5 protein-coding genes are annotated in these 13,885 nt (G+C 73.5%); 1 reads left to right on the forward strand and 4 read right to left on the reverse strand.

All coding sequences use genetic code 11. From position 1 onward, the window contains the following. Positions 1 to 226: 226 nt before the first annotated feature. Both O0S08_RS23580 and O0S08_RS23585 read right to left on the reverse strand, forming a co-directional pair. On the reverse strand, positions 227 to 1,492 hold the full coding sequence (locus O0S08_RS23580) for a hypothetical protein (protein WP_269041481.1): 1,266 nt from the start codon (positions 1,490 to 1,492) through the stop codon (positions 227 to 229). 65 nt (positions 1,493 to 1,557) lie between these two features. Then, positions 1,558 to 3,588 carry a hypothetical protein gene (locus O0S08_RS23585; protein WP_269041482.1) on the reverse strand — a complete coding sequence of 677 codons (2,031 nt, stop codon included), beginning with the start codon at positions 3,586 to 3,588 and terminating at the stop codon, positions 1,558 to 1,560. A 59-nt stretch (positions 3,589 to 3,647) separates the two neighbouring features. On the opposite strand from O0S08_RS23585, the gene lon reads away from it, so the two are divergent. Beyond that, the gene (gene lon / locus O0S08_RS23590) at positions 3,648 to 6,050 is read left to right on the forward strand and encodes an endopeptidase La (RefSeq protein WP_269041483.1); all 2,403 of its coding nucleotides are present in this window, start codon (positions 3,648 to 3,650) and stop codon (positions 6,048 to 6,050) included. 87 nt (positions 6,051 to 6,137) lie between these two features. On the opposite strand, the gene O0S08_RS23595 is transcribed toward lon, so the two are convergent. Further along, the gene (locus O0S08_RS23595; RefSeq protein ID WP_269041484.1) at positions 6,138 to 9,986 is read right to left on the reverse strand and encodes a tetratricopeptide repeat protein; all 3,849 of its coding nucleotides are present in this window, start codon (positions 9,984 to 9,986) and stop codon (positions 6,138 to 6,140) included. A 43-nt stretch (positions 9,987 to 10,029) separates the two neighbouring features. After that, on the reverse strand, positions 10,030 to 13,845 hold the full coding sequence (locus tag O0S08_RS23600) for a DUF3857 domain-containing protein (protein WP_269041485.1): 3,816 nt from the start codon (positions 13,843 to 13,845) through the stop codon (positions 10,030 to 10,032). Positions 13,846 to 13,885 lie beyond the last annotated feature (40 nt).

Genomic DNA, 13,885 nt, shown 5'->3' on the forward strand with positions numbered 1-13,885 from the left:
CCCGCGAGCCGGATCCGCGCCCCGTGACCGGGCCGGCTTCGCGCTTCGACTCGGCCGGGCCTGCGATCTGTTCTTTCAGACATGCCCATTGGAACATGTCCTGAAGAGCTGGCGAGCCCCGCTCATCTCCGGCGCCGATGGGTCTTCCGCGCCACCCCGGCGACCAACGCGAGAGGGCCCGCGCCGGAGCGGCGGCGGGCCCTCGTCTCGCGCAGGCGCGCGGCGCTCAGAAGTTGAAGCCGAAGCCGAAGCCCTGCATGCCGCGGCTGAGGATCGGGCCGCCGCGGAAGTTCTGGATCCGCGAGACCGACTTGAGGCTCTTCTCGGTCTTGATGAAGTCCTTCGCGTCGGTGCGGTCCTGGTAGATGATGACGGCGAGCACGCCGGCGAGGAGGACCGTGGTGAGCAGGGCGACGTCGCCGCCGATCAGGCGGTTGCGCATCGTGTTGCCCTTGTCGGCCACATCGGAGGCGAGGCGCGTGTACTCGTCGGACTGCAGCGGGTCGGTCTTGTCGAGGCCCGAGTTGTTGAGGTCGTCGAGGGCCGACTTGTAGGGACCGCGGGCGGCGAGGCCGAGCGAGTAGAAGATGCCGGTGGTGAGCAGCGCGCCGGCAGTGAGGCCGAGGGCCACCCACGCGCGCGTCTGGAAGTAGCCGAACACCGGGCCGCGCTTGCACGCCGGGCGCAGGTCCTTCGGGTCGTCCTTGTTGACGCGCGGCTTCGGCGGGCCGGTGCGGCAGAAGTCCTTGAAGTCCTTCTTCAGGTCGACCTTGACGTTGCTGGTGTCGATGAGCTCGCCCTGACCGGCCGCGACCTTGCCGATGGCGTCGTCGATCGCCGCCTTCTCGGCCGCCAGCTCCTCGGGCGTCTTGGCCGGCTCGTCGAGCTCGGCGAGGATCTTCTGCTCCTCCGGCGTGGCCGGGGCCGCCGGCGTGCGGTAGTTGTTCAGGGTGGTGACCATCGCCCGCGGCAGCGCCAGCGGGAGGATCAGGTCGTCGGGGTTGATCGAGGGCGAGAACTCCTTGACCTTGGCCTTCTTGGCGACGTCGTAGATGACGATGTTGCTCGGGGCTCCGGGGCCGCCGACGGTGCCGTAGATCAGGTAGTCGTAGACGGTGCCCGACTTGGCGGCGCCCTTGTTCAGCCACTCGATGACCTTGCCGACGCACGCGTCGGCCCCGCCCTTGCACTTGACCTTGCCGGCCGCGCCGTCGATGTCGAGCGCGACGCCCTTGACGTTGTAACCGGCGGCGCTCATGTCGGTCAGGATCTGCGAGCGCAGCCCCTCGGCCATCGCCGGGTCGCCGCTCAGGCGAAACAAACCGATCGTGTTGCCGGTCGAAGCAGGAGCCGGCGCCGCGGCGAACATGCCGAAGGTCGCCGGCGAAGACGCAGCCGCGGGCAACGGCGAGAAGGCGAGCGCCGCACAGAGGACGCCGGTGAAGGCGCGGAGGAGCGGCGACGGGCGAGACGACGTGATGGCTGCGGTCATGTGCGGGTCGGTCTGGGAAGCGCGGGGATGATAGCGGTCTGATTTTGGCCTGGAAAGCCCCTGGATCATGGCCGAGGCCCAGGGGTAGCAGAATCCGACGCGGAACGGACCCGCGGGAGCAACACCAGACCTGCGAGGGTGATCAGGACCCCGATGCCCAGGGCGATCCACATGGTCCGGTTGGCCTGCGCCGCGAGGGCCTGCTGCCCCGCCACGACCACGATCACGGCCGCCAGCAGGTGCTCGGCGATCGCGGGCCACCGCCGCCCGCCCGGCACCGCCAGCGCCAGGCCCGTACCGGCCATCCACGCCATCGCCGCGGCCGGCGCGAGCAGGGCCGCAGCCCCCGCGGACATGCGCGACAGCACGAGCAGCGCGGCCGGGACGATCACGGCGAGGAGGGCCGCGTGGGCCGCCAGCACCGGCCTGCGCGGGCTCAGCGCGGATCCCGCAAAGCGCACGACGGGACCCAGGAGGGCCGCGAGGAGGCCGACCAGCAGCGCCACCGCCGACGCGGCGACGACCCCCTCGGCGACGTCGACGGCGAGGCCGCTGCCGCGGTGGAGCCCCTCCCCCAGCCCGGCGATCACCCCCGCCAGCGGCAACGGCTGCGCCGGCCCTGTCGGCGGCGCAAGCTCCGGCGTCCACCAGGTCGCCGCCGCCAGGCTGCCGGCGAGCCCGAGCGTGCCGGCCATGATCGGCAAGGCCGGCAGAATCGGAAGGACCCGCGCGAGCGCCCCCCGCCAACGGCCGCCCGCCGCGCCCGCCGGCCCGGCCGCGATCGCGGCGTGACCTGACCCGAGGGCCAGGAGCGCGACCCACGGCGCCAGCGCCAGCGGCGCCTCCCACTCGGCCGGCCGCGACCAGGCTTCGACCTGTACCGAGAGACCTGGCACGAGGAGCAGGATCGAAAGGACAGCCGCGATCGCGGCGACCGCCCCGCCCCAGCGCGAAAGGCCGGCCGCGGCGCGCCCGCGCGGCCCGCAGGCGGCCAGGAACGACAGGCCCAGGACGATCCACGCCCACGCCCGCAGCTCGCCGAACACCCGCTCGCGCGGCCACCCGAGCGCCCGGGCGAGCGAAAGCCGCGGCTGGCCGAGCGCCTCCGTGTAGCCGGTCCAGCGCCCCGTCAGCCCCAGGCCGGCGCTGGCCTCGGAGCTGTACTTGTCGGGGCACATGCGCTCCATCACCGCGTCGGGCTTGCGCGGGCGCGGGTCGTTGGCCGCGCCGGGGCACACGAACTCGACCCGCGATCCGCGGCCGACCCCACCCGAGGTCACGTGCAGGCGCGGCTCGGTCGGCGCCTCCGCCGGCCGGTCGAGCCGCTCGCGGGCCTCGGGCAGATCCTCCGCGACCACAGTCGCCTCCGCGAACGCCTTGTACGCGCGCGCCGGCCCGTGCTCGGCGTACTGCAGCTCGGCGATCTTCTGCAGGTCGCGGGTCAGCGCCTCGGCCAGCTCGGCCGGCCCGTAGCCCTTGCTGCCGTCCGGCTCGACGTAGTCGTTGATCGGCAGGTCGAACGGCCCGTAGCCGTCGATCAGGATCGCGGTTGTCTGGAACGGGTGGATGCCGAGGATCGGCCCGCCCCACGTCTCGCCGCGCGCGTGGGCCCCGGCGGCCTCGAAGCGGGCGCCCGCGGCCCCGGCCGCGAATGTCCCGAAGACCAGGGCGCAAAGGACAAGTCCTTGCGACCATGTCCTTTGGAGCAGGGGCAAGACCACCGCCGCCAGCAGGGCCGGCGCGGCCGCCCACAGCGCCGCGGGATAGGCGACCACGATCCCCGCGAGCGCTCGCGCGGCGACGGTGGCGAGCGGGATCGCCGGGGCCAGGATCAGGGCCGCCAGCGCGATCCGGCGCGCCCTGGGCAGCGCGGCGATCACGGCCGGATCGGGGGCCCCCGGGCCGCGGCGGGCGACCAGGGCGACCACGCCGAGGCCGACCAGGACGCCGGGGACGAGGCCCCACGAGAGCGGCACCGACAGGCCCGCGGCCAGGCCGACGCCTGCGGCGACCGCGACCCCGCCGAGGCCGGCCACGACCGGCGAGGCCCCGGACGAGGGCGACACGATCTCGGAGGCGGCAGGACCCGCGGACACGCGGCTCTTTTACCAGAGCGGCGCGGCGAGGCGGCGCAGATCGGCTAACCTCCCCGCCGATGTCCCCTCCCGCGATCACCGGGCCGCTCCCCCTCCTGCCCCTGCGCGGCGCCATCATCCTGCCCGGCGCGACCCAGCCGGTCGACCTCGGGCGCAGCTCCCCGGCGATGCAGGCGGTGCGCGCGGCGCAGGACCGGGCCCGCGGCGGCGCGGGGCGCGTCATCGCCGTGCTCCTGCGCGACACCTCCGCCGCCACGCCCGACCTCGATCAACTCTATCCGGTCGCCGTCGCCTGCGAGGTCGTGCAGGTGCTGGCGGGCACGCCCGGCCGCACCTCGGTGACGCTGCGCGGGCTCAGCCGGGTGCGCGTGCACGACATCTACCCCGAGCGCGACTACCAGATCGCCGAGTTCGACCCGGCCGCCGAGATCGTCCACGAGCCGACCCTCGCCTACGCGCTCGCCGGGGCGCTGCAGGACCTGGTCAAGCAGCACGACGGCCTGCAGCCGACGGCCTCCAAGTCGAAGGCGCGGGCCCAGGCGCAGGCGACGATCCTCGCCGAGCGCTCGCCGAGCCTGATCGCCGACCTCTCGGCCGCGCACGTCGAGCTCGACGGCGACGAGCGGCTGGCGATCCAGCAGGAGGTCGACGTGGTCGCCCGCCTGCGCAAGGTCATCGAGCTGCTCAGCCACCGCACCAACGTCCTGCAGGTCAAGCGCGACCTCGATCGCTACGTCCGCGAGCACCTGTCGAAGCACGAGCACGACGCGCTGCTGCGCCACAAGCTCAAGGCGATCCAGCACGAGCTCGGCGAGTCGGAGGGCGAGGCCGAGGAGCGCGCGCTGCAGGACCTCGAGCGCCGGCTGCAGGCGGCCGAGCTGCCGCCCGACGTGCGCGCCGCGGCCGACCGCGAGCTCGGGCGCCTGCGGCGGATGAACCCGCAGAGCAGCGAGGCGACCACCTGCCGCACCTGGCTCGAGTGGATCGCCGACCTGCCGTGGAGCCCGGCGACGATGACCGCCGACAAGCTCGACATGGGCGCCGCGCGGGCCCTGCTCGAGGAGAACCACTACGGCCTGCAGAAGGTCAAGAAGCGGGTCCTCGAGTACCTGTGCGTGCGCAAGCTGGCGCCCGACAAGCGCGGCCCGATCCTCTGCCTCGTCGGCCCGCCGGGCGTCGGCAAGACCTCGCTGGGCCGCAGCATCGCCGACGCGCTCGGGCGCCGCTACGTCCGGATCTCGCTCGGCGGCATCCGCGACGACGCCGAGATCCGCGGCCACCGGCGCACGTACATCGGCGCGCTGCCCGGGCGGTTCATCCAGGCGATGAAGCGCGCCGGCAGCAAGAACCCGGTCATCGTCCTCGACGAGATCGACAAGCTGGTCGGCGCCAACCTGCGCGGCGACCCGGCCTCGGCGCTGCTCGAGGCCCTCGACCCCGAGCAGAACACGGCCTTCCACGACCACTACCTCGGCGTCGACTACGACCTGTCGAAGGTCATCTTCCTGTGCACCGCCAACGACCTCGGCACGATCCCCGGGGTGCTGCGCGACCGGCTCGAGATCATCCAGCTGACCGGCTACACGATCGAGGAGAAGCTCGAGATCGCCAGGCGCCACCTGCTGCCGAAGCAGCGCCAGGAGAACGGCCTGTCGGCGGTCGCGGTCGAGGTCCCCGAGGACGTGCTGCTGACGCTGGCGACGCAGTACACGCGCGAGTCCGGGGTCCGCAACCTCGAGCGCGAGCTGGCCTCGCTGCTGCGCGACGTCGCCATGCAGATCGCGGAGGGCAAGCAGCCGGGCCTGGTCGTCGGCGCCGACGAGGCGCTGCGGATCCTCGGGCCGCCGCGCTACTACGACGAGCTCGCGGCCAAGGAGCCGTCGCCCGGCCTGGTCACCGGCCTCGGCTGGACGCCGACCGGCGGGACGATCCTGTTCGTCGAGGCCACCCTGACCCGAGGGACAGGTCACCTGCGGCTGACCGGCAAGCTCGGCGAGGTGATGAAGGAGTCGGCCCAGGCCGCCCTCAGCCTGGTCCGCAGCCGCGGCGCCGAGCTCGGGGCCGACGCCGCGGTGGTCCGCGACCTGATGAAGCACTACGACGTGCACATCCACTTCCCCGCCGGCGCAGTCCCCAAGGACGGCCCCTCCGCGGGCATCGCCATCTCGACCGCCCTGGTGTCGCTGTTCTCGCGCCGGCCGGCGCGCGTCGACGTCGCCATGACCGGCGAGATCACCCTGCGCGGTCAGGTGCTGCCGGTCGGCGGGATCCGCGAGAAGGTCCTCGCGGCCCACCGCGCCGGCATCCGCGACGTCATCCTGCCCGACCGCAACCGCAAGGACGAGCCCGAGATCCCCGAGGCCGCCCGCGCCGACATGCGCCTGCACTACGTCAAGCACATCCGCGAGGTCCTCGAGGCGGTCCTGCTGCCGACCGAGGACGCCGAGGCCGCCGCCGAGTAACCTGCCTCTCGGGGCATGCGCGAAGGGCCATGACCGTTCGGTCATGGCCCTTTCGACATGCCCTTCCGGGCATGCTCTCGGCCGCCCTCACTTCGCGCGGATGACCTGGTCCTCGGCCGCCTTGATCTTGCGCGTGTAGTCGACGATCTCCGGGTAGCGCGCGGCCTCGTAGGTGCCGGTCACCAGCGTGGAGCGGGTCGTCATCTTGATCTGCCCGGGGGCGACCTGCTTGACCGTGCGGCGGTAGGTGCCGAACGGGCCCTCGAGGGTCTCCTCGGTCGGCGGCGCGGTGAAGCTCGCGCCGTCGAGCTTGATCGTCAGGCTGGCCTCGAGCAGGGGCGCGTACGGCATCGCCCAGCCGGTCCTGCGCTGCGGCAGCGAGGCGTAGTTGAGGCCCATGTTCATCGGCACCGAGTTGGCGCGCATCAGCAGCTCGCCGCCCTGCTGGACGATCGCGCCGCGGAGCTTGGCGGTGAAGTGGAGGCGCAGCGGCTTCGGCAGGTCGAGCTTGTGCTCGATGTCGAGGTCGACCAGCTCGGCGCCGGAGCCGACCAGGATCGCGCCGAGCTCGGCGCGCTCGAAGCCCTCGTTGATGCGGTCGGCGTCGAGCGTGCGCAGGCCCTCGCGCCAGGCGGCCGCCTCCATGCCCTGGAGCTCGATAGTGCCGCGCAGGGTGCCGGTGCCGTCGCGGGCCAGCTCGAGCTCGAGGTCGTAGCTGCGGCGGTCGGCCAGCGCCGGCGGCGAGGCCGGCAGGCGCACCGGGCCCGGCGCGGGCTCGTCCTCGGCCAGCTGGACCCGCATGGCCTGGGCCTGCGACAGCCCCGGCATGAGGTAGCCGATCGGCAGCACCTTCGAGCTGGTGAGCACCATCGTCGGCGCCTTGCCGCCGGTGTGCACCGCGAGGATCGGCACCTCGTAGGTCTCGAGCATCGGGCTGCCGCCCGGCAGCGGCTTGAGCGAGAAGTTGTCGCGGGCCAGCCACAGCTCGGAGCGCACCCCGGCCTCGCGCAGCAGCGCCTTGAGCAGCGTCAGGCGGTTGCCCCGGCGGGCCGACAGCGTCGCGGTGGCCGGCGCGGTGATGTCCGCGCCCTCCTCGATCTCCTCGACCACCCACGCCCACAGCGCCTGCAGCTTGGCCTGCGGCGAGGTCGCGTTACGCGTCAGGTTGTCGGCGAGCGTGCGCAGCTCGGGGTTGGCGCGCTGGCCCGCGTAGATCCGCAGGCCCAGGCTGGCGAGCCACTTGTTGGGGTCGACCGCGGTGTAGACGCGGACCGACGGCACCTCGTCGAGGATGTGGCGCATCTGCGGCTCGACGCCGATCCGCTTCGAGCGCTCGACCTTCCATGTCTTCAAGGCCAGGTCGGTGCCGGCCAGCGCGCCCTCGACGGTGGCCGGCGCGCCGGCGCGCCGGTCGACCTTGATCGCCACCGACTTCGGGTGCGCGACCAGCAGCTCCGACACGTGGAACGGGGTCTCGGCCGACTGGAAGCGGAAGGTGGTCAGGTCGATGTAGCCCGGGAGCAGGCCCAGCGGCTCGCGGTCGAGCAGCAGCTCGTACTCGACGCAGTCGCCGATCTGCAGCCCGCGCAGGCTGAGGCCGCTCTTCTCCGGGATCGACTCCGGCTCGAACACCGCGCCGTCGGCCTTGATGGTGTGCAGGGTCAGCACCCGCGCGCCCTCGGGCGGCGTGATCTCGCCGTAGCGATCGATCGCCTCCTTGCTGCGCAGCTCGATGATGGTGTGGACCAGCTGGCGCTGGCTGCCGTCCTCGTAGACCCGGATGGCGCTGCGATCGAGCACCAGTACCTCGCTGGCGCCCTCGTAGTCGGTCGGGCGCGGGGCCGCCTCGGCGCCGGCCGGAGCAGCCACCGCGAAGTTGCCGGCGCGGTAGGCCGCGACCAGCGGCACGCCGTCGACGCGCAGCAGCTGCAGGTCGTCGGGGATCCCGAGGCCGGCGGCGATGGTGTGCAGCGCCGAGCTCTGCGGCGCCTTCTCGAGCGCCGCCTTCACGCTCGCGCGCGCGGCCGCCGGATCGCCGCTGCGGGCCTGCAGGTCGGCGGTGGCGACCAGGCTGCGGGCGCCGAACGGCCGCAGGGCGAGGATCTTCTTGCGCCACGCGATCGCGGCCTCGTAGTTGCCCTCGGAGATCTCGAGCTCGGCCAGCTGCTCGATCACCTCGAGGTCGTCCGGGGTCCGCTCGAGCAGCTTGAGCAGCAGCGTGCGCGCGTCGGCGTTGCGGCCGCGACGGAACGCCAGGGCCGCGCGCGAGCCGGTGGTGCCGGCGCAGCGCTCGAGCTCGATCGCCAGGGCGTCCTCGCGGGCGACCTCGCTGCGCCGCTGGGCCAGGGTCCGCTGGGCCTTGAGCACCGCGCACGCCCGGGGGTGGATCGCCGCCGCCCGCGCCAGCGCGGCCTCGGCCAGCGGCTCGTTGCCGCGGGCGAGGTAGGTGGCGAAGCGGACCAGCTCGCCGGGGACGTGGCGCAGCGCCTTGTCGGGCAGCGCCGCGAGGGCCGCCTCGACCTCGCTGACCTCGTTCTTCTCGAGGTCGAGCTCGAGCAGGCGGACGCGCGCGCGGTCGAGGTCGGGCGCGAGACGCACGGCCTCCTCGATCGCCTCGCGCTGGCGCGACGTCGAGGCGTTGCGCTCGCGCGACGGGTCGGCGATCTCGAACGCCGCGACCAGCACCTGACCCTCGGGGAAGTCGGGCCCGTAGGCCTGCAGGTTGCCGGCGTAGCGCTCGGCGGCGTCCGAGTCGCCCTCGGCGAGCGCGTCGGCGGCCGCCAGGTAGGCGCGCAGCGGCAGGTAGCTCGGCCCGGCCAGCGGCCCGCGGTCGGCCAGCAGGTCGCGCTGACCGATCCGCAGCGGCTCGCCGGCGAAGGGAGCGCTCGCCGCCGGGCCCTCGGCCGTGGCCGGGATCGGCTTGCCGGCGGCGTCGGTCGCCCGCACCAGCACCCACGTCTTCTCGCGCGCGGCCGCGGTGTGGACCTCGAGCCGGTGCGGCCCGGGCGTGACCTTGAGCTGCAGCAGGTTGTCGGCGGCCGGCCAGCGGTCGCTGCGATCGCTGCGGAAGATCGGCTTGCCGTCGAGGTAGACCCGCATCGGCTCCTGGCTCGACAGGCCGAGGACGAGGGTGTCCCCGGGGACAGCCAGGCTCGTGCGCATCCGCCTCACCCCGCCGCGCGGCGTCAGGTTCCACGTGCGCACGGCGCAGGCCAGCGGCGTCAGCACCGCCGTCGGGTCGGCCTTGAATTTGTCTGTCCCGGAGGACATGTCCTTCGCGGCAGCCCGCAGCTCGAGCGCCTCGAGGCTGCCCTCGACCGGGCCGACCTGGAACGCGCGCACGCAGCCCTGCTCGTCGTAGTACTGCAGGTACGGCTGGTCGAGGCGGCGGGCGATCTGGGCCCGCAGGCTGATGAGCGGCTGGGCGACCTCGACCGGCAGGCGGCCCTTGTCGAGCCCCTTGTAGAAGCGGATGAAGTCGTCGTCGTCGTCGGGCAGCTCGCCGTGGTTCTCGCTCAGGAGGCGCGCGGCCAGCTCGGCCAGGCCGATCTGGACGCGGCGCGCCTCCGGCTCGGCCCCGGGCCGGGTGACGCCGGTGATCAGCGCCTGGGCCATGCTGCGGGTCGTCTTGAGGTCGAGGCGGGCGTCGGCGAAGATCATCCGCGAGGCCTGGGCGACCATGTCGCCCTTGCCGGCCAGGCGGTCGAGGATCGGCCGCGCCTTGTCGGGCTGCTGGAGGAACAGCCAGTGCAGGTGGGCCGCCTCGCGCCAGGCCTCGTCGTCGTTCGGGTGCGACTTGAGGCGGGCCTCGAGCGCCTTCAGGCGGGCGCGCGCGCTGTCCTCGGTGTGCGGCTCGTGCGTGCCCTCGCGCGGCTTGCAGGCCGGCGCGGCGCCGGCGAGGAGCGCGGTCGCGAACAGAGCTGCACGAAGGGACATGCGCGAACGAACAGGGTGCAAGGGCAAGGTGCTCCGGGACATGTCAGTTCGCCCCCCGCGGCTCGGGGCGGAGCTCGAACGCCTGCTCGAGGGCGCCGTCGACCTGGCCGAGGAACTCGCGCAGGGCGCGGTAGTCGGCGGCCTTGAAGCGGTGGGTGCGGTACTCGAGCTCGGTGCGGACCTCGACGCGGTCGCCGCGGCCGGCGACGTCGAGGGTGAAGCGGGCGAACGGGGTCTCGAACGTCTTGCCCGCGGGGGACTGGCCGAAGGTGTAGCCCTTCGGCGCGGTGACCTCGATGACGTTGACCTCGGTGGCCGGGGCGGCCATCACGAGGTCGTGCTCGCGGGTGGCCTGGCCGGCGAGGCCGCGCTGCAGCCCGGTGCGGTGGCCGAGCACGTTGAAGCGCAGCACGTCGCCCTGGCGCTGGGCCCACGCGGGGACGCTCCAGGTCGTGCGGATCTGGACCGGGTGCAGGACGTCGCCGAGCGCGGGGGCGTCGAGCTCCTTGATCTCGAGGCCGGGGAACTGGCCGCCCCACACCTGCGTCAGCCGCTCCTTGCGGTTCTCGGCCGCCTGCAGCGCGCTGCGCCACGAGGCCGCGGAGGCGCCGGTGACGGTGAACAGGTGCTTTACGTCGGCGCTGCCGTCGGGCTTGAGCTCGACCGTCTGGTGGACGATCTGCTTGTTGTCGCCGGCCGGGGCGACCGGGATGGTCTTGAAGTCGGCGCCCTTGCCGTCGCGCACGACCAGCACGGTCGCGCCCTGATCGCCGGTCGGCAGCTCCTCCGGGCCGGAGAACTCGGCGGTGCCGTCGAGGAAGAGGTCGAGGCTCGGCACGTAGGTGATGGCGTGATTGAAGGCCGACAGGCTGGCCGGCGCGGCCCCGAGCGCGCCCTGGTCGCGCGTGCGCACCAGCACCAGGTGCGAGGCGATGCCGGCCTCCGCGAGCATGACCTTGAGCAGGCTCGCCTTGTCCTTGCAGTCGCCGAAGCGGCGGTCGTACACGTCGGTGGTGCGGTACGGCTTGAAGCCGTGGATGCCGAACTCGAGGCCGACGTAGCGGGTCGAGGTGATGACGTGCTTGTACAGCGCGCGCACCTTCTCGCGCTCACCTGCCCCTTTGGGCAGGCTCTTCAGGACATCCTGGACCGCGGCCTTGATCTTGGCGTCGACGACCAGCTGCTCCTTGACCAGGTTCCAGTACCAGCGGCCGACCGCGTCCCAGTCGCTGTAGGTGCTGACGTGGAGGTACTTGACCAGCTCGGTCCAGCCCGGCATCCCGCTCTCGGGCTTGACCCCGCGGCGCTCGCCCATGCTGACGCGGTAGCGCACGGTGCCCTCGCCGGGCCCGGGCTCCTGCTCGACCGGCTGGTTGAAGTACAGCTTCCGCGACGACGGCGCCTCGAGCACGTACTCGCGCAGCAGCTGCGGCTCGAACGACTCGAGCGGGACCAGCTCGCCGAAGTAGTCGTCGAACTTGTTGCGCAGCGCGGTGTCGCGGCGGACGAACGCGACCTCGAGCACGTCGCCGACGCGCAGGCCGCTGAAGTTCACCCGCTGCTGCCGCTGGTCGTAGAACATGCGGTAGCCGGCGTCGGTCAGCGAGACCACTGTGGGATCGCCGATCTCCTCGATGCGCCCGTCGGCCCGCCGCACGCGCGCGCGACGGACGTCGACGTAGGCCTCCTCGGGGTCGTAGACCATGCCCTGCACGGCCTGGCTGCGGATCCCGCGGTCGTCGAGGACGCGCACGACGCGGTGCTCGAGCCGCTCGGTCAGGCCGTTCGGCAGCACGCGCACGACCGTGCGGTGGAGCAGGACCCCGGCGTCCTTGCCGGCCCACGACTTCGGGGTCGGCTTCTTCGCCAGGACCTCGAAGTCGACCGGGTAGCGGGCCAACAGGTCGTCCTTCTGGGTCGCGTCGAGGGTCGCCAGGTAGTCGCGCAGCTCGGGCTGCTGCGGCCGCAGGGCCAGAGAGCGCCGCACGCTGCGGATCGCCGCGGCCCCGTCGTCGTCGCGCGCGGCCAGGCGCGCGAGCGCGGTGTGGAGGTCGGCGTCCTGCGGCGCGAGGTCGACTGCGGCCTGCAGGGCGGCCCGGGCCTTCGTCAGGTCGCCGCGCGCCTCCTCGAGCCGCGCGACCTCGCGGAACGCCTCCGGCAAGCCGGGCACGGCGGCCGCGCGCCGGCGGCCGACCTCGGCGGCCGCGTCCGGCTTGCCGAGCCGCAGCCTGCCGTCGGCGATCTGCCGCGCCAGCCCACCGTCGGTCGGCCGATCGCCGGCGAGCTTCTCCAGCAGCGCCAGGGCCGGCTCGGTCCGCCCCAGCTCGAGCAGCCGGTCGGCCTTGTCGCGCAGCAGCAGCGCCGATCCGGGGTAGCGCTTCAGCATGTCCTCGACCCACTCGAGCGCGCCCAGCGGGAAGCCGTCGGTCGCCAGCCGCGTGGCCAGGGTCAGCTCGATCAGGACGTCGTCGGGCGTGGTGGCGAACGCCTCGTCGAGCAGGGCCCGGCCGCGCTCCTCGAGGCCGAGGCTCTGGTAGCGCAGGCTCAGGTCGGCCAGCATCGACGCCAGCACCGGCGCGCTCGCCTTGCCCTCCTTGCGGGCGCGCTCGATGCCGCTGAGCAGCGCGGTCCGGCTCGAGTTCTGGTCGGGGTCGAGGATCGAGAGGAGCTGGGCGCTGCGGGCGCTCTTCACCGCCTCGTCGGCCTCGCGGGCGCGGTCGACCGCGGTGCGATCCTCGGGGGCGAACGGCGAGGTCCAGCGGTAGAACTCGACCAGCGCGAGCCGGTCGGCGGGGCGCGGCTTGGCCCCCTGAGCGCGCGCCTCGAGGACCCCGCGGAGGCTCCGAACGGGCTTCAGCTTGGGCAGTGATTTCTCGGCTGGTTTCGCGGCTTTGGCGGCAGCTTTCTCACCCGATGCTTGAACCCCCTCGGGCGGGCTGCCGCGGACCTCGAGGCCGGCCAGCGGGGCGCCTGACGGCGCGCTGACCCGGGCGTAGAAGCCCCACAATCCCTCGTCGGCCCCGAGCTTGATCAGGAGGCGATTCCACCCGGCCTGGAGGCGCATCGGGTGGGCGTCCTGGAGCGCGTTCGGCGAGTGGTAGCTGTCGGCCTGACCGACGGGGACGCCGTCGAGCCAGATCTTGTAGGCCCCGGCGGCGCCGAGGTGCAGCGCGGCGTCGACGGCCCGGTCGCTGCGGATCCACAGGGTCGCGTAGCCGGTGACGTCCGAGTCCGGCTGGAGGAGATCGCCGAGGTTGACGAAGCCGCCGCGCGGCGCCTTGGCGTGGACGAAGGACCGCCACGGCAACGGCTCGCCCGGCAACTTGCCGACGAAGGTCTGGCCGGCCGAAAACGGCGCCGTCTCCGGCTCGAACACCTGGTCGTGGCCGCCGCGGCCGCTGTTGTCGAACGGGCCGACGATCTGCCAGTCGAGCAGGTAGCCCTCGGCGCGGAAGGCCGCCTCGGCCTCCTGGGCCTGCCCCTGCCCCTCGTGCTCGAGCAGCTGCCCGCGCACGTAACCGGCGTAGCTGGCGACCAGCGGCTCCCGGTGCTTGCGCGCGGCGTCGACGAAGGCCTGGAGCTCGTCGCGCGGGACCTCGCCGTGGAGGTCGTAGACCACGCCGAGCAGCGCGAGGATGGCCGCCGGGCCAGGTTCGTTGCGGAGGATCGCCTTGCGCCGCTCGAACTCGCGGACCCATCGCCCGGGATGAGCGGCGTCGCGGACGCCGGGCTTGAACAGCGGGGCCTGCGGCGGCGCGGCCGCGGGCGGGGTCGGAGCGGTGGACGGAGCGGCCGGTCCCGGGGCCAGGGCGAGCGCGAGCGCGAGCCAGGCGTGGCGGGCGGCTGTGACGGCGAGCATGGGCGGCCCATGATGCGGGAGTTTTCCCCCGGTTGCCACA

This window comes from Nannocystis punicea (assembly GCF_026965555.1).
GTDB classification, from domain to species: Bacteria; Myxococcota_A; Polyangia; order Nannocystales; family Nannocystaceae; genus Nannocystis; species Nannocystis punicea.

Bases quoted from the DNA above. Each gene is read 5' to 3' on its own strand.
- O0S08_RS23580 (WP_269041481.1), bottom strand. From the start codon at position 1,492: ATGACCGCAGCCATCACGTCGTCTCGCCCGTCGCCGCTCCTCCGCGCC.
- lon (WP_269041483.1), top strand. From the start codon at position 3,648: ATGTCCCCTCCCGCGATCACCGGGCCGCTCCCCCTCCTGCCCCTGCGC.
- O0S08_RS23595 (WP_269041484.1), bottom strand. From the start codon at position 9,986: ATGTCCCTTCGTGCAGCTCTGTTCGCGACCGCGCTCCTCGCCGGCGCC.
- O0S08_RS23600 (WP_269041485.1), bottom strand. From the start codon at position 13,845: ATGCTCGCCGTCACAGCCGCCCGCCACGCCTGGCTCGCGCTCGCGCTC.